This is a genomic window from Paractinoplanes globisporus DSM 43857 (genome assembly GCF_000379645.1).
In the GTDB taxonomy this organism is placed as follows: Bacteria; Actinomycetota; Actinomycetes; order Mycobacteriales; family Micromonosporaceae; genus Actinoplanes; species Actinoplanes globisporus.
Window position 1 is genome coordinate 107466 of record NZ_KB903313.1, and the last position, 15600, is coordinate 123065.

Consider the following 15600-nt stretch of genomic DNA (forward strand, 5'->3'; position numbering starts at 1 on the left):
AGCACCGGTTCATCACGGCTAGCCACACCGATGCTTGCAGAGTTAACACCCGAGCCTGTTATATTCGGCATCAGATCGCGGTAACAACATCGGCAGCGGGGAGCTCGACAGCCCATGGTTCAGTCGTCAGCGAGCGCCGGTGAGCCGCTCTGGGCCGGGGTCGACGTGGGCACCCAGAGCCTGCGGGTCGCCGTCGTCGACGCCGATGGTGAGCTCGCCGGCCAGGGTTCGGCGAAACTCTCCAGCCAGCGGGCGCCGGGGCGCATTCACGAGCAGGACCCGGCCTCGTGGTGGCGGGCGCTCGGGGCGGCGAGCCGGGCCGCGCTCGACGGGCTGGCCGCCGAGAGACTGCGCGGCGTCGCTCTCTGCAGCACTTCCGGGACGGTGCTGCTCACCGATGGGCGCGGCGCCGCGCTCACCTCCGCGCTGATGTACGACGACGCGCGCGCCGAGGCCGAGGAGCGGCGGGCGGCCGAGGCGGGCGGGGCGCTGTGGGCGGCACTGGGGCTCCCGATGCAGCGCTCCTGGGCGCTGCCCAAGGCGTTGTGGCTGCTGGGCCAGGCCGACGCGGCGACCCGGCAGGCCGCGGCGCGGGGCGGCGTGCGGCTCGCGCACTCCGCCGACTATCTCGCCGGTCGCCTGGTGGGTGCGCCGGTCGCGACCGATTTCAGTCACGCTCTCAAGACGGGGTACGACCTGAGCGCGCACCGCTGGCCGACCGAGGTGCTCGACCAGCTCGGCCTGCCCCTGTCGATGCTGCCCGACGTGGTGCGCCCGGGCAGCCGCCTCGGTGCGGTCAGCGCGCGAGCGGCCGAGGAGACCGGCTTCCCGGCCGGCGTTCCGGTTCTCGCCGGCATGACCGACGGCTGTGCCGCGCAGGTCGCGGCGGGCGCGCTCAGCCCCGGCGACTGGAACTCGGTGCTCGGCACCACGCTGGTGCTCAAGGGCGTCACGACCGAGCGGCTGAGCGACCCGGGCGGCGCGGTCTACTCGCACCGCCACCCGGACGGCGGGTGGCTGCCCGGCGGCGCGTCGAACGTCGGAGCCGGCTCGATCCCCGCCGAGTTCCGCGACGACCCGGCGGTGTTCGACGCGGCGGCCGCGGCGTTCGAGCCGGCCGGCGCCGTCGCTTACCCGCTGGCCTCGCGCGGCGAGCGGTTCCCGTTCGTGCGCCCGGACGCCCAGGGCTTCCTGCTCGGCCGCCCGCGATCCCGGGCCGACCGGTACGCGGCATTGCTGCAGGGTGTGTCCTTCGTGGAAAAGCTCTGTTACGCGTACGTGGAGACGCTGGGCGCCAAGCTCGACGGGCGGGTGATGGTGACCGGCGGCGGCAGCCGCAGCGCGTACTGGACGCAGCTGCGCGCCGACGTGCTGGGACGCCCGCTGCACCGGCCCGAGCAGGCCGAGCCCGCGGTCGGCATGGCCGTGCTCGCCGCGGCCGGCAACGGCTCGCTGTCGGTCACCGCGCGACGGATGGTGCGGCTGGCCGGGGTGGTCGAGCCCCGCCCCGAGGCCGCCGAGCGGTTCGCCGAGCCGTACGCGAAGTTCCTCGGCGAGCTGGTCCTCCTCGGGTACATCGACGAGCGCCTGGCACGGTGTGCGGCATGACGACCCTCCATCTCGTCCGGCACGGGCAGACGCCGTGGCACCGGCCCAACCGGTACACCGGTAGCTCCGACATCGGCCTCGACGAGACCGGCGAGCGCCAGGCCGAGGAACTGGCGGACTGGGCCGCCGGGGCCGGGCTGACGGCGCTGGCCTGCTCCGACCTGATCCGCGCGGTCCGCACCGCGGCGCCGTCCGCGGCCCGCGCCGGGCTCACGCCGATCGTCGACAAGCGGCTGCGCGAGCTCGATTTCGGCTCGGCCGAGGGTCGACTGCTGGCCGAGATGCCAGCCGACGTGGCGGCGCGTTTCGTCGCCGACCCGGCCGAGAACCACTTCCCGGGCGGGGAGCACCCGCGGGACGCCGTCGAGCGAGCCATGGCCGCCCTCGGTGAGCTCGCCGGCGCGTACCCCCGGGGAAGGATTTTGATCGTCGCCCACAGCACGCTGATCCGGCTGATCGTGTGTGCGGTGCTCGGGGTCCCGCTGCGCGAGTACCGCCGGAAACTGCCGGGACTGAGCCCGGCGTCCCGCACCGACCTGCGATTCGACACCGGGTCGGCCGCGCTGCTGGCCTACAACGTGGGGCTCACTCCAGGATGTGCGGCATGACGACCCCTTCGGCGACCCCCTCGGCCGAGCGCAGCCGGCCCGCCCAGCGCCAGACAGACATCGCCGAGTACGTGGTGAGCCACGGCTCGGTCTCCGCCACCGATCTCGCCGAGCAGTTCGGCGTCAGCCTCATGACGATCCACCGCGACCTCGACGAGCTGGAGCGCCAGGGTGTCGTGCGCAAGCACCGCGGCGGCGTCAGCGCCCAGCCGTCGAGCGTGTTCGAGAGCAACGTCTCGTACCGCATGCAGGCGTCGCTGGCCGAGAAGCAGGCGCTGGCCCGGCGGGCGCGCGAGCTGATCGAGCCGGGCATGGCCGTGATGGTCGACGACTCCACCTCGACGCTCGAGCTGGCCCGGCTGCTCGAGGGCATCACGCCGCTGACCGTGGTGACGAACTTCCTCGAGACCGTCAAGCTGCTCGCCGGCCGCCCCGGCATCCGCCTGCTCGCGCTCGGCGGCGAGTACCACCCGACCCACGACAGCTTCCTCGGCGTGCCGTGCATCGAGGCCATCGAGGCGCTGCGGGTCGACCTGCTCTTCGCCTCCACGTCCGCGGTCGCCGACGGCTACGCGTACCACCAGGAGCAGGAGATCGTGCTGGTCAAGCGGGCGATGATGCGGGCCGCGCAGCGCTCGGTGCTGATGGTCGACCACACCAAGCTGGGCCGCGCGGCGCTGCACCGGCTGGCCCCGCTGCGCGACTTCGAGCTCGTGCTCACCGACGCCCGGGCCGGCCAGGAGTCGCTCGCCGAGATGCGCGAGCACGGGATACGCCACGAGGTCGTCACATGATCGTTGGGTTGGACGCGGGCACGACCGTCATCAAGGCCGTAGCCTTCGACGACGACGGTGTGCCGGTGGCCCGCGCCGCCGAGCGGGCGCGGCTCGACCGGGCCGGCCCCGGCCGCTACGAGCAGGACGCCGACGAGGTGTTCGCTGCCGCTTCCGCCGTCCTCGAACGGCTCCCCGGCCCCTTTGAGGCGATCGGGGTCACGGGGCAGGGCGACGGCGTGTGGTTGTCCGACGGCTCCGGCCGGCCGGTGCGGCCCGCCGTCTCCTGGCTGGACGCCCGGGCCGGCGACATCCTGGCCCGCTGGGAGTCCGACGGCATCCTCGAGGCGCTGTTCCGGCGTACCGGATCTCTGCTCTTTCCCGGCGCCGCCGCGCCGGTCCTCGCCGCCCTCGCCGAGCAGGAGCCGCACGTTCTCGAGGCCGCCGCGACCGCCGGTTACTGCAAGGACATGGTGGTGCAGCGGCTGACCGGCCTGCGCGCCACCGACCCCTCGGACGCGTCCGTGCCGTTCCTCGACCCGCGCACCGGCGACTACGCCGACGACCTGCTCGACCTGTGCGGCCTGCGCGAGTACCGCCGGCTGCTGGCGCCCATCCGGCGCCCGCCGATGGCGCCGCGCTCCGACGGCACCCTCGTGGTGGCCGCGCCGTACGACCTGCCCGCGAGCGCGTGGGGCGGCGGCGTCACCGAGGTCGGCGACGGGCTGCTCATCCTCGGCACCACGCTCGCTTGTCAGGTGCTCACCGACGCCGTCGAGACCACCGGCGAGCCGTGCGGCCTCACGCTCGCCACCTGGGAGGACGGCCGCTGGCTGCGGGCCATGCCGGCGATGGTCGGCGCGGCCGCCCTCGACTGGGTGCTCGCGCTGGTCGGCGCCGGCGTCGCCGACCTGCCCGGGCTGCTCGCGGCGAGCCCGGCCGGGGCGAGCGGGGTGAGCGCGTTGCCGTTCTTCGCCGAGGCCGGCGAGCGGGCCCCGTTCGTCGAGCCGGCCGCGCGCGCCCGCCTCGACGGCCTGCATGTCGGCGCCGGAAAGGCCGACGTCGTGCGGGCGGTGGCCGAGGGGATCGCGTACGCGGCGCGGCACTGCCTGTCGGCGGCCGGGCTCACCGGCGAGCTCGTCGTGTGCGGCGGCGGCGCGGCTAGCCGGCCATGGCTGCAGATCTTCGCGGACGTGCTGGGCCGGCCGCTGCGCGCGCTCCCCGGCGAGGAGGTCGGCGCCCGGGGCGCGGCCCTCGCCGCCGGCCGGGCCGTCGGGCGCCCCGCATTGCCGGCGCCGGCCGGGGTGGTCGTCGAGCCCGGCCCCGACTCGGGCCGCTACGCCGACGGATACGAGCGCTACCTGCGGGCGGTGTCGCACGCACGGGACTGGTGGAGGGAACCGAAAGCATGAAGATCCTCGTCGCGGGCGACCATTTCGTCACGCCGGAGCTGGTGACGGCCGCGCTGCGCGAGCGCATGGGCGCCACGCACGAGATCACCACTCTTACCTCGGCCTGGCCGTACCAGCCGTTCGGGAAGATCGGCGAGGTCGACGAGGCCTGCGGCGACGAGGACGAGCTGATCGCGGCGCTGGCCGGGGTCGAGGTCGCGGTCACCCAGATGGCGCCGTTCACCGCCCGGGTGCTGGCCGAGGCCGACGCGTTGCGCCTGATCGTCTGCACCCGCGGCGGCCCGGTCAATGTCAACGTGGCGGCGGCCGCCGAGCGCGGCATCGAGGTCCGCTCGACGCCGGGCCGCAACGCGCCGGCCGCGGCCGAGCACACGCTGGCCCTGATGCTGGCCGCGCTGCGCCGCCTTCCCGATGTGCACGCCACGGTCCGGGCCGGCGAGTGGCGCAGCGATCTGTACGCCCTCAGCGCGGCCGGGCGGGAGCTCTCCGGCGCCACGGTCGGCCTGGTCGGCTACGGCGCGATCGGTGCCCGCGTCGCTCGCATGCTGGAGGCCTTCGACGCGTCGGTGGTCGTCTACGACCCCTACGCCGCCGTCGAGTCGGTGTCCACACTGGAGGAGCTGTTGTCCCGGTCCGGCGTGGTGAGCCTGCACGCCCGCCTCACCGCCGAGACCCACCACCTGATCGACGAGGCCGCCCTGGCCCGCATGCCCCACGGCGCGGTCCTGGTGAACACGGCCCGCGGCGGCCTGGTCGACTACGACGCCGTGGTCGACGCGCTGGAGTCGGGCCGGCTCGGGGCGGCCGCCTTCGACGTCTTCGAGGCGGAGCCGATCCCGGCCGGCAGCCGCATTCTCACCGCCCCGAACGTGGTGCTGACGCCGCACTTGGCCGGCGCGACGGTGCAGACCGCTGAGCGGGCGGCGGCGCTGGCGGCCGAGGCGGTCGCCAGCTTCCTCCGATAGTCACCAGCGGAGCCGGACCGGGCCGAACAAGCCCGACACCTTCTGGCCGTGGAACACGAAGCTGGTCGGGCTGATCGCGTCGAGGTAGGGCGCGAGCGTGTTGTACACCAGCACTTCCAGCTCGTTCTCCCCGTGCCGCAGCGCGTCGCCCACCTCGAAGGTGTACGGCGCGCAAACCCGGACGCCCAGCGACTGCCCGTTCAGCACCACCTCGGCGGTGCCTCGAACGCGCCCGAGGTCCACTATGGAGCCTAAGTCGGTGTGGAAGCGGCGGCGGTAGCGGACCCCGCCGCTGTACTCGGGCAGGCCCACCTCCTGCCAGTCGCCCAGTTCGATCGTTCCGGGGCCCGTCTCGAAGGTGACCGGGCCGGCCAGGATCGCGCCGTGCGAGTAGCCGGGACGGGTCACCACGCGCAGGGTGCACTCTCGCGAGCCGTCCAGGTCGACCGCGAGCGTGACCGGGTCGCCGACGCCCTTCGCCCGCTCGACGCCGTCCACCAGCACGACCACCTCGCCGTACGCCGACAGGCCGAGCGAGGTGGCGCCGGGCGGGACGACGAAGGACAGCCACTGCAGCTCCGCCTGGTCCGGGTCGGCCAGCACCACCGGCCGGACGGTGCCGTCGGCCGGGGCGTCCGCCAGCCAGGCCGTCTCCGGCAACGGATGCGGGCGGCGGGGCAGATGCAGGGCGGCCGGGTCGCCGTACTGGCGACGGCGCACCTCGATCCCCACCGGTACGCCGTCGCGGGTCGCCGTCCAGTGCCGGCCGCTGCGGGCCGCGCCGTCGACGAGGATCGCGCCCTCGCCCAGCTCCACCGACAGCTCGCCGGCCGGCACCTCGTAGCGGCGGACCCGGGGCGTCTCCTGCTCGGCGTACGGCTCGAAGCCGCCCTGCCGCCCGACCTCCACGCCGTCGACCCGCACGACGCACTGGTCGCGGGCGGCCACCTGAATGGTGCCCGGCTTGGTCGGTGCCGAGAACACGACCCGGGATCCCGTCCCGCGCGCCTGGATCCACTCCGGCCGGGCGAACCGCTCGATGTCGCCGACCACGGCCACGTACGCTCGCAGGTCCAGACTCTCGGTCGGGGTCAGGACGAGGTCGAGCGCGTGCCGTTCGGCCGTCAGGCGCACCGGCGCGTACGCCAGATAGCCGTGATCGGTGAAGACCAGCGGCTCGCCGTCGAGGGTGCCCTTCTTGGCCGCGGCCGCGCCCACCGCGAGCCATCCGTCCGTGCCGGTTGCCACGATCAGGTCGGTGCGCAGCCGGGCCGGCCGATGGGCCTTCACCGGGCCGAACGCGAGGAACTCCTCGGGCACGTGTCCCTTGGGCCCCAGCGTCTCCCGGTGGATCGGGTCCTTCCGGATGCCGCGCGAGGTGGAGTAGGTCAGCCCGCTCGCATGCGGCCCGAAGGTGGCATGCGCCGGCTGCCAAGCCCCGTCGCCGGTGCGATGCCGCATTGCCCAGCGTTCCAGCGCCACCGGCGCGCCCGCCGGGCGTGCGAAGTCGCCCCACGTGTTGTCCATTGTGGGCACGAGCTCCGAGACCCAATGCGACCCGAGATCGACTTCTTCGGTGAGAGCGGCGGTCTGGTCAGGCGCCGCGGCTTCAAAAGGCGGAAACATCAGCAGCGCCGCCGGACCACGATCGAACGGCACCCGCACGTCGACCGCGTCGCCGACCTGGGTGCTGAGCAGGACCCGCTCGCTCCCGGTGAAGGGATCGACCAGGACGGCGTACGCGGAGACGCCGCGCACGCGAACCGGGATGCTCTCGTGATAGCGGCCGGGATCGAAGTCGTACGACGCGTCGAGCCAGCCCAGCGAGATACCGCGCTCCTCCGGCGCTCCCACCGAGACGTCGCTGGCGCGTGGCGCGGCCGCCGGCAGGAAGACGATCCGCGTACCGTCCACGTCCCGCACGAGCGACGGCACCGGCGCCTCCACCGGCGGCGGCACGGCGGCCAGCACCGCGCCCAGATCCTCGGCGCTGCGCAGCAGATGGGCCCGGCCGGCCGCGAAATGCTCCCGCAGTTGGGGCGGCATCGCCTCGACCGCGATCAGCAGGCCACCACCGGCCACAAAGGAATCCAGCCGGGCCGCCACCTCATCGTCGAGGACCGTGCAGGCCGGCAGCACGATCACCCGGTACGCCTCGTCGGCCACCCGGACGACCCCGCCCGAGACCGAGGCCCGCACCAGCGAGTCGTCGTCGATGACGTCCGCCTCGCGCCGCAACCGGTCGAGCACGCCCGGCACGGTGCGGAACCAGGTCATGTCGCCGACGATCTCCTGATAGACCCGCTGGGCCGTGCGGGCGGCGGCCCCGGTCGCCACCTCGGCGCCGCGGGGGACTCCCGTGGCGGCCTGGACGGTCGCCGTGGGCAGCAGCACCGCCACGTCGCACACATGCCGCCCCCGCGACAACGTCTCGCACAGCCGGGCGACCGCGCCCGCGAAGACGGCGTGATGCGCCCAGTACGGCTGCCGCCAGTCGGTGGCCGGCGGCGCCCACTCCCACCAGCCGCCCTTGGTCGAGTAGTAGGTGGCGTGCGGGTCGTACAGGTTCGCCCCGGCCCGCAGGAAGGGCAGCAGCCAGTCGTACGTCTCCTCCAGCGTGCTGCCCCACCCGCTCGAGTGGAACGCCTCGATCCAGGTGCGCGGATGCCCGTACAGGTGGGCGAGCGACGAGTGCAGCCGCGCGTCGCCGTGGTGGTCGGCCCCGGGCGCGCTGAACCATCGGTGGGTGCGGGCGTAGTCCGCGTACAGGCGCACGCCGCCCACCGGATCGCCGTTGCGCGCCGGGTCCTGCTGATCGCACCCGGCGAGAAGCCCGTGCTTCTGGTGCCACGCCGCGTGCGGCCGGAAGAACGCCTCCTCGGCCAGCTCGGCCCGGGTGCGGTGGTAGTCGCGCCGCACGGTGTCCCCGGCCGGGTTGTCGACGTCGTTCAGCACCAGCGGAGAGAGTGGATAGCCGCGGCGCTCCTCGAACGAAGCCGCGAACGAGGACGACCAGGTCGGCATGGCCGGCAGCTCGTCCTGGAACGAGCCGACGATGACACTCCCGAGCAGGTGCCCCAGCCGCCGTTCGAACTCGCCGTGCACGGCGTCGAGCAGTGCGGCGCAGGCCTCCGGCGACAGGTAGTCGAAGCCGCTGGCGGTGACACTGCCGTCCGGCATCAGCCACTGCCCGGCGTACGACGGGTTCCGCTCGACGAGCCGCGCCGCCACGTCCGCCCCGGAGAACCCGATCTGGTCGTAGAACCAGATCGAGATGCCGAGCTCGGCGGCGCGCTCGCAGACGTACTCGAAAATGGCCCACCAGTCGTCCGAGAAGAACGCCGGCGAATCCGGGTCGCTCCCGAACATGGGCCCCGACGCGGCCAGATTGATGACGACGAGGTTGTGCACCCCGCCGTCCCGATAGCGCTCCAACTGCCACCGCAGCCGCTTCCGGTCGAGCGCTTCGCCGCTCCACCACCACAGCGCGGCCGGCGAGATATCTGGGCTCATCCCTTCAGCCCGCTCGCGAAGCCCTTGATGACATAGCGCTGCAGCACCAGGAAGACGACCAGGATCGGGATGGCGCCCAGCACCAGCCCGGCGAAGACGAGGCCGTAGTCGGAGACGTACTGCCCGACGAAGGCGAAGATGCGCACCGGCACGGTCTCGTGGTCGGAACCCGCCAGGTAGAGCAGCGGGGTGAAGAAGTCGTTCCAGATGAAGACCGCGTTCAGGATCAGCACGGTTCCGGTGATCGGGCGCAACAACGGAAAGACAATCCGGGTGTACGCCTGCCAGTGCGATGCCCCGTCGACAAGTGCGGCCGACGCGTACTCCGACGGCAGCGCCCGGATGAAGCCGGTGTACAGGAAGATCGTGAACGGCAGCTGGATCCCGCTGTAGAACACGATGATCGACTGATAGCTGCCGATCAGGTCGAGCCGGGAGAACAGGTTGTACAGCGGAATCATCCCGAGCTGGAACGGCAGCACGATGCCGAGCAGGAACAGCACGTACATCCCGTACCCGAGGCGGCTCCTGGTCCGGGCCAGGAAGTAGGCGGCGCACGAGCCGATCGCGATCAGCAGCACCAGGCTGAGGACGGTGACCAGGGTGCTGCTCAGCAGCGCGCCGCCCAGCGAGGCGGCCGACCACGCCTCGGAGTAGTTGTGCAGGGTGGGCGGGCGGGGCAGGCCGAGCGGGCTGCTCGCGATCTGGTCGGCGTTCTTGAGCGAGAGCGTGATGAGCGCGTACACGGGGAAGAGGAACGCCACGCCGACCGCCACCATGAGCAGTTCGAGCGCGAACGTCCGCGGACGGTACCGGTTCACGTCTGGTCCTCCCGGGCGCGCAGGTAACGGATCTGTACGAGGGACACGGCGGCCACGAACAGGGCCAGGACGAGCGCCACGGCGGTGCTGTAGCCGAACCGCCCGAAGACGAACGCCTGCTTGTAGAGCACGGTCGACAGGGTCTCGGTCGCGTACCCGGGGCCGCCGTTGGTCGCCGCGAAGATCTGGTCGAACAGCTTGAGCCCGCCGATGGTGGAGAGCATCAGGTTGATCGTCGTGGCCGGCGCAAGCAGCGGCCAGGTGATGTACCGGAAGCGGCTGAACCGGCCGGCGCCGTCGATGGTGGCCGCCTCGTGCAGGTCGGCGGGGACGCCCTCGAGCCCGGCCAGGAAAATCACCATCGAGTACCCGGCGTGCTGCCAGATCACCATGAAGGCCACCGACCACAGCGCCAGCGACGGGTTGCCCAGCCAGTCCTGCCGCAGGGAGTCCAGCCCGATCGCGCCGAGCAGCCCGTTGAGCCCGGCGTCCGGCGCGGGGTTGTAGACGTACTTCCACAGGAACGCCACCATGACCGGGCTGACCACGACCGGCGCGAAGAAGACGGCGCGCAGCAGGATCCGGCTCTTGATGCGGGTGTGCACGCCGAGCGCGAGCGCCAGGCCGATGGCGTTCTGCACCACCACGATCGCGACGGTGAGCAGCAGCGTGTTCTTCAGGGCGCCGAGCGCCTGCTCGTCGTGGAAGAGCGTGTCGAAGTTCTTCAGCCCGACGAACGACCAGTCGCCGAGGCCGGACCAGTCGGTGAACGCGTACACGATCCCGGACACGCTGGGATAGAGCACGATCGCCGCGTAGACAAGCAGCGCCGGCACCACGAAGAACCAGGGCGGGCCCAGGCGGTCGCGCGCTCTCCGGCGGGCCGGTCGCGGCGGCGCCTGCTCCGATTCGGCCTTCACGACGGTCGATGTGGTCACGATTTCTCCCCCTCGCGGTAACGGGTGCGGTACTCGGCGAAGGTCTCGTCCGGCGCCACGTCGTCGTCGGGAATGGTCAGGAATCCGCCGTCCGGGTCCCGGGCGATGACCGCCAGCGTCTCGGCCTCGTCCGGCGCACCGAGCGCCAGCGGCACGTTCGCGGTGTCGAAACCCGTGCCGGCCAGCTCCGGGAAGTGGCCGGCGGCCCGCTCCCGCATGGACAGCAGCGCGTCCCGGCAGTGCACGTTGTAGGCCACGTTGGTGGTCTCGCCTGGATCGCGGAGCTTGTCGATGAGGTACTCCCGCCGGTCGGCCGCGGAGTACACGTACTTCCAGCGCCGGGTCAGCGTGAGATAGAGCCCGGACCCGCCGGTCTGCAGTTGGCCGAACAGAGTTTCCCGGCGTACGTGCGGAAGGGGTTTGGTTTCGGGGGTGATGCCGGCCGCCGCCAGCAGTGTCGGCGCGATGTCGACCAGCGACGCCAGCTCGTCCGACCGCTCGCCGGCCGCGAAGCCCGGCCCGGCCACCACGAGCGGCACCCGTGCGGCCGGGTCCAGGAACGAGCGCTTGCCGAAGTACCCGTAGTCGCCGAGGAACTCGCCATGGTCGGCGCTGAGCACCACGACGGTGTCCTCCGGCACCTCGGCGAGGATCCGCGCGATCTGAGCGTCCACGAAGGACACACAGGCCAGGTAATACGCCTGGATGAGCTGGAGCAGCCGCCGGTCCTCGCCGCCGTCGCGGAACTTGTACCGGTTCTGCTTCAGATTGTGCACGGTCATCAGGCCGGCCTCGCCCGGCACCCGCCGCGGCGGCGGCATCAGCGACGGCTGGTAGAGCCGGTGCCAGGGCGACGGCGGCGCGAACGGCGGGTGCGGGTGGATGAAGCTCGACCAGAGGAAGAAGGGCTCCCCGGGTTCCCGGGCACGCAGGAACGCGAGGCTGCGGTCGGCCACCCAGTGGCTGTAGTGCAGCGGCTCGGGCACCGGCGACAGCTGCGGCACGTAGTACATCTCGTCGCGCAACCCGTGCGGCCGCTCGACGTGGTGGTAGCCGCGGTCGGCGAGGAACCGCAGATAGTCGTCGTGCTCGGCCGAGCCGAACTCCTCACCGATGTCCCGGGTCTGAAAACCCCAGGGGGCGTACGGGTCGGGAGTGAAATGCATCTTGCCGACACCATGGGTGCGGTAGCCGGCGTCCGACAGCACCCGCATCATCGAGGGGCGGTCGGCCGGCATCGGGTAGCCGTTCTCGTAGCACCCGGTCTCGCCCGGCTCGGCGCCGAAAACGAGCGAGGCCCGGGCCGGAACGCAGACCGGCGACGGGGTGTAGGCCCGGTCGTACACCGTGCCGCGGGCCGCCAGGCCGTCCATCGCGGGGGTGACCGCGAACGGATGCCCGTAGCAGCCCAGCACATCGGCCCGGAGCTGGTCGCAGAACAGCAGGAGCAGGTTGGGCGGGTTGGTCATGCGTCCTTCTTGTAGACCTCGTCCATCTTCTTCAGGGCGTCGTCGACCGTGGTCTTCTTGCCGAGCAGCTCCTGGATGACCGAGAAGTGGGTGGGCTGGACCTCGGCATTCGGCCAGCGCTGGCCGACCGGCGCGACCCGCCCGCCGTCCAGCAGCGGCAGGAACGACTCGAGCGCCGGGTCGACCTTCGAGCTCGCGTCCCGCTTGATCGGGATGCCGGCCACGGCCTCGCACCACTTGTTGATGTTCTCCTGCTGGCCCAGGAACTCGATGAACTTCAGCGCGGCTTCCTTGTTCTTGCTCTTCTCGTGCACGCCGATGCCGACGTTGGCCCCGCCCCAGGTGTAGACCTTGTCCGCCGTGTCGGCCGACGGGAACGGGAACATCGAGATGTCGTCCTTGTTCTTCGCGGCGTCGCGGAACGCGGGCAGCAGCGGCGCCACCTGCACGGCCATGGCCGCCTGCCCGTTGGCCACCATCGCGGTGGACTGCTCGAGCGTGGTGCCGTTCGGGTTGTCGTTGAAGTAGCCCCGGTCGCGCAGGTCCATGTACTCGGTCATGGACTGCTTCCAGCCCGAGTCCAGGAAGGTCGCCTTGCCGGCGAGCATCTGGTCGTCGAAGTCCGGGGTGTCCCGGTAGACGTTCGAGGCGACGAAGGCGTACGTGATGAGCTGGGTGACCCACGGCGTCTGCGCGCCCAGCGCGAGAGGCACCTTGCCCGCCTTCTTGAGGGTGTCGCAGGCCGTGAGGAACTCGTCGTACGTCTTCGGGATCTGCACGTTGGCGCCCGCGAAGACGCTCTTGTTGTAGATGACCCCGATGACCGTGAGGCCGGACGAGAACAGGTGCACCTTGCCGTCGTAGGAGTAGGACGACTTGAGGTTCGCCGGGATCAGCGACGTCCACGACTGGCCGCTCAGGTCGGCGAGCAGGCCGGGGGTCTTGCCGATCTCGCCGGTGGACATCGCGCTGCCGCTGCCCGGGTAGAGCACGTGGATGTCGGGGGCGTTGCCGCCGTTCAGCTGGGTGCGCACCGAGGTCTGCACCTGGTCGGTCGGCGCGTACGACGTCTTGAAGGTGACCTTGGCGCCGCTGTCCGTGTACGCCTTGGTCAGCAGGTCGAGCGGCGCCTTCTCGTCGGCCACGCCGACGACCGTGAGCGTGGCGGAACCATCGCCGGACGAGCCGCCGTCGCCGCAGGCCGCGAGCACACCCGCCGCGCCGGCGCCGGCCGCGAGCCCGCCGACCATCCGCAGGAATTGGGCCCGGCTGAGCCCGTTCGATATCGCAGTCATACCTTCCTCATCCAGTCGCGTGTGATGTGTGCTGTTAAAACTACGGAAAATCTTGTTAGCGGGAGCGTATGAGCACGTGATCGACCTGTCAAGGATGGGAAATCTGCCGCTCAGATCCGCCACTTAGTCGCCTTTATTCTGGCAAACCGGGCGGTAGAACCCTGGTGATATCCACGGGTGGTGGTGTTAAATCGCTTCGTTACCACGAGGTTTCGGAGGGCGTCGTGACACTCATCCCCAAACAGCGGCGAAAGGTCCGGATCGGGCTCGTGGCCGGCGGTCTCGGCACGTACTGGCCGCAGTTCCCGCACCTGCTTCCTCAGTTACAGGAGTCGGCGCGGTACGTGTCCGAGCGCTTCCAGGAGATGGACGCCGAGGTGACCGACGTCGGGTTCATCTCCGACGCGCAGGAGGGCGCGGTCGCGGCCGAGAAGCTGCGGCAGGCCGACTGCGACCTGATCGTCCTGTTCCTCACCACGTACCTGACGTCGTCGATGATCCTGCCGATCGCGCAGCGGGCGAACACCCCGGTGCTGGTGATCGACCTGCAGCCGACCGAGAAGATGGACCACGCCACCTTCGACACCGGCGCCTGGCTCGCGTACTGCGGGCAGTGCCCGGTGCCCGAGGTGGGCAACCTGTTCCGCCGGGCCGGCATCCCGTTCCGGTCGGTCACCGGCTGGCTGCGCCAGGAATCGGCCTGGAAACGCATCTCCCAGTGGATCACCGCGGCCCGGGTACGCGCCGCGCTGCGCACCGCCCGGCACGGGCTGATGGGCCACCTCTACCCGGGCATGCTCGACGTCTCCACCGACCTCACGCTGCTGCCGACGACGTTCGGCTCGCACGTCGAGGTGCTGGAGTTCGACGACCTGCGGGAGCGGGTGCTCGCCGTGACCGACGACGAGGTCGCCGACCGGATGGAGCTGGCCCGCAAGATCTTCGCGCTGGACGACTCGGTCCAGGAGGAGGACTTCGCCTGGGGCGCCCGGGTCTCGGTCGGCCTCGACCGGCTGGCCGACGACTTCGAGCTGGACAGCCTCGCCTACTACCACCGCGGCCTCGCCGGCGAGCAGCACGAGCGGCTCGGCGCCGGGATGATCCTGGGCGCCTCGCTGCTGACCGCCCGCGGCATCCCCGCGACCGGGGAGTACGAGCTGCGGACCACCGTGGCCCAGCTGGCCACCCAGGTCGCGGGGGCGGGCGGCTCGTTCTGCGAGATCCAGGCGCTGAACTTCGAGGACAACGTCGTCGAGATGGGTCACGACGGGCCGGCCCACCTCGCGGTGAGCGCGAAGCGTCCGCTGCTGCGTGGCCTCGGCGTCTATCACGGCAAGCGGGGCTGGGGCGTGAGCGTCGAGTTCGACGTGCGGCACGGGCCGGTCACCCTGCTCGGACTGGGCCAGGACCGGGACGGCTCGCTGTCGTTCGTCGCCGCCGAGGGCACGGTCGTGGACGGACCGCTGCTGGCGATCGGCAACACCACGAGCCGGGTCGACTTCGGCCGCGACCCCGGCGAGTGGGTCGACGACTGGAGCGCCTCGGGCGTCGGTCACCACTGGTCGCTGTCGCTCGGCGAGCGCGCGGCCGACTACAAGGCCGCCGCCAGCCTGCTCGGCATCGACTTCCGTCAGGTGTAAGCCTCGGACAAGCGGACGAAAAGGCGGTAGGCCTCGTCGACCTCGTCCTGAGGGGCGCCGGCCAGCAGGTCGAGCAGCAGGCCGCGGGAGACCGCCACGCCCAGGCGCATCGCGGCGCGGTCGGGGGTCACGCCCATCCGGGTCGCGACCTCCGTCGCGTCGTCGAGCCAGGGCGTGGTCAGGCTCTCGAGCAACTCGCCGGTGCCGGTCGCGCCGCGGGTGGCCAGGGCGAAGACCTCGAAGAACAGCCGCACGAACGGCCGCAGCTCCGGGCTGGAGACCCGCTCCCACACGGCGGTCATGACCTCGGCCGCGGTGCCGTCGGTCGTCTCCGTCATCGCCGCTCTCTGCTGCGCCTCGATCGCGGTGACGATCGCGGCCAGCAACCCCTCGCGGGAGCCGAAGTGGTACAGCAGCATGCGGTGGCTGGTGCCGGCGCTCGCCGCGATCTCGCGGAGGCTGCGGTCGGCCAGGCCGTCTTTCGCCACGGCCTCGATGACCTTGGCAAGCAGGGCGTCACGGGGTTCGCTGGTCATGTACCAAATGGTACAGTGACGC

12 protein-coding genes are annotated in these 15600 nt (G+C 71.7%); 6 read left to right on the plus strand and 6 right to left on the minus strand.

Going from position 1 to position 15600, the window contains the following annotated elements:
* The first annotated feature begins 114 nt into the window (after positions 1 to 114).
* From A3CQ_RS0127800 to A3CQ_RS0127820, 5 genes are read left to right on the plus strand one after another with little or no spacing between them, the layout of a single operon-like run.
* Positions 115 to 1608, plus strand: a complete 1494-nt coding sequence (locus tag A3CQ_RS0127800) for an FGGY-family carbohydrate kinase (protein ID WP_020514225.1) — start codon at positions 115 to 117, stop codon at positions 1606 to 1608.
* Positions 1605 to 2216: a histidine phosphatase family protein gene (locus A3CQ_RS0127805; RefSeq protein ID WP_020514226.1), complete on the plus strand. Its 612-nt coding sequence runs from the start codon at positions 1605 to 1607 to the stop codon at positions 2214 to 2216. Before A3CQ_RS0127800 ends, A3CQ_RS0127805 begins: the two co-directional genes overlap by 4 nt.
* Positions 2213 to 3010, plus strand: a complete 798-nt coding sequence (locus A3CQ_RS0127810; RefSeq protein ID WP_020514227.1) for a DeoR/GlpR family DNA-binding transcription regulator — start codon at positions 2213 to 2215, stop codon at positions 3008 to 3010. Before A3CQ_RS0127805 ends, A3CQ_RS0127810 begins: the two co-directional genes overlap by 4 nt.
* Positions 3007 to 4401 carry an FGGY family carbohydrate kinase gene (locus A3CQ_RS0127815; protein ID WP_026206276.1) on the plus strand — a complete coding sequence of 465 codons (1395 nt, stop codon included), beginning with the start codon at positions 3007 to 3009 and terminating at the stop codon, positions 4399 to 4401. The genes A3CQ_RS0127810 and A3CQ_RS0127815 overlap by 4 nt, the downstream gene beginning before the upstream one ends.
* Positions 4398 to 5366, plus strand: a complete 969-nt coding sequence (locus A3CQ_RS0127820) for a 2-hydroxyacid dehydrogenase (RefSeq protein ID WP_020514229.1) — start codon at positions 4398 to 4400, stop codon at positions 5364 to 5366. The genes A3CQ_RS0127815 and A3CQ_RS0127820 overlap by 4 nt, the downstream gene beginning before the upstream one ends.
* On the opposite strand, the gene A3CQ_RS0127825 is transcribed toward A3CQ_RS0127820, so the two are convergent.
* Genes A3CQ_RS0127825 through A3CQ_RS0127845 form a run of 5 tightly spaced genes read right to left on the minus strand, consistent with a single transcriptional unit; the run spans position 5367 to position 13402 of the window.
* Entirely contained in the window at positions 5367 to 8879 is a 3513-nt protein-coding gene (locus tag A3CQ_RS0127825) for a hypothetical protein (protein WP_020514230.1), read from the minus strand.
* A complete protein-coding gene (locus A3CQ_RS0127830) occupies positions 8876 to 9700 on the minus strand; it encodes a carbohydrate ABC transporter permease (protein WP_020514231.1) in 825 nt (274 codons plus the stop codon). Before A3CQ_RS0127830 ends, A3CQ_RS0127825 begins: the two co-directional genes overlap by 4 nt.
* A complete protein-coding gene (locus tag A3CQ_RS0127835; protein WP_020514232.1) occupies positions 9697 to 10638 on the minus strand; it encodes a carbohydrate ABC transporter permease in 942 nt (313 codons plus the stop codon). The genes A3CQ_RS0127830 and A3CQ_RS0127835 overlap by 4 nt, the downstream gene beginning before the upstream one ends.
* The gene (locus tag A3CQ_RS0127840; RefSeq protein WP_020514233.1) at positions 10635 to 12107 is read right to left on the minus strand and encodes a sulfatase family protein; all 1473 of its coding nucleotides are present in this window, start codon (positions 12105 to 12107) and stop codon (positions 10635 to 10637) included. Before A3CQ_RS0127840 ends, A3CQ_RS0127835 begins: the two co-directional genes overlap by 4 nt.
* On the minus strand, positions 12104 to 13402 hold the full coding sequence (locus tag A3CQ_RS0127845; RefSeq protein ID WP_026206277.1) for an ABC transporter substrate-binding protein: 1299 nt from the start codon (positions 13400 to 13402) through the stop codon (positions 12104 to 12106). Before A3CQ_RS0127845 ends, A3CQ_RS0127840 begins: the two co-directional genes overlap by 4 nt.
* 224 nt (positions 13403 to 13626) lie before the next feature.
* Between A3CQ_RS0127845 and A3CQ_RS0127850 the strand changes: the two genes are divergently transcribed.
* Positions 13627 to 15042, plus strand: coding sequence for an L-fucose/L-arabinose isomerase family protein (locus tag A3CQ_RS0127850; protein ID WP_020514235.1), 1416 nt, complete (start codon positions 13627 to 13629; stop codon positions 15040 to 15042).
* On the opposite strand, the gene A3CQ_RS0127855 is transcribed toward A3CQ_RS0127850, so the two are convergent.
* Positions 15033 to 15578: a TetR family transcriptional regulator gene (locus A3CQ_RS0127855; RefSeq protein WP_020514236.1), complete on the minus strand. Its 546-nt coding sequence runs from the start codon at positions 15576 to 15578 to the stop codon at positions 15033 to 15035. The two genes, A3CQ_RS0127850 and A3CQ_RS0127855, sit on opposite strands and share 10 nt — an antisense overlap.
* Between the last annotated feature and the right edge of the window lie 22 nt (positions 15579 to 15600).

Bases quoted from the DNA above. Each gene is read 5' to 3' on its own strand.
- A3CQ_RS0127800 (WP_020514225.1), top strand. From the start codon at position 115: ATGGTTCAGTCGTCAGCGAGCGCCGGTGAGCCGCTCTGGGCCGGGGTC.
- A3CQ_RS0127805 (WP_020514226.1), top strand. From the start codon at position 1,605: ATGACGACCCTCCATCTCGTCCGGCACGGGCAGACGCCGTGGCACCGG.
- A3CQ_RS0127810 (WP_020514227.1), top strand. From the start codon at position 2,213: ATGACGACCCCTTCGGCGACCCCCTCGGCCGAGCGCAGCCGGCCCGCC.
- A3CQ_RS0127815 (WP_026206276.1), top strand. From the start codon at position 3,007: ATGATCGTTGGGTTGGACGCGGGCACGACCGTCATCAAGGCCGTAGCC.
- A3CQ_RS0127820 (WP_020514229.1), top strand. From the start codon at position 4,398: ATGAAGATCCTCGTCGCGGGCGACCATTTCGTCACGCCGGAGCTGGTG.
- A3CQ_RS0127825 (WP_020514230.1), bottom strand. From the start codon at position 8,879: ATGAGCCCAGATATCTCGCCGGCCGCGCTGTGGTGGTGGAGCGGCGAA.
- A3CQ_RS0127840 (WP_020514233.1), bottom strand. From the start codon at position 12,107: ATGACCAACCCGCCCAACCTGCTCCTGCTGTTCTGCGACCAGCTCCGG.
- A3CQ_RS0127845 (WP_026206277.1), bottom strand. From the start codon at position 13,402: ATGACTGCGATATCGAACGGGCTCAGCCGGGCCCAATTCCTGCGGATG.
- A3CQ_RS0127855 (WP_020514236.1), bottom strand. From the start codon at position 15,578: ATGACCAGCGAACCCCGTGACGCCCTGCTTGCCAAGGTCATCGAGGCC.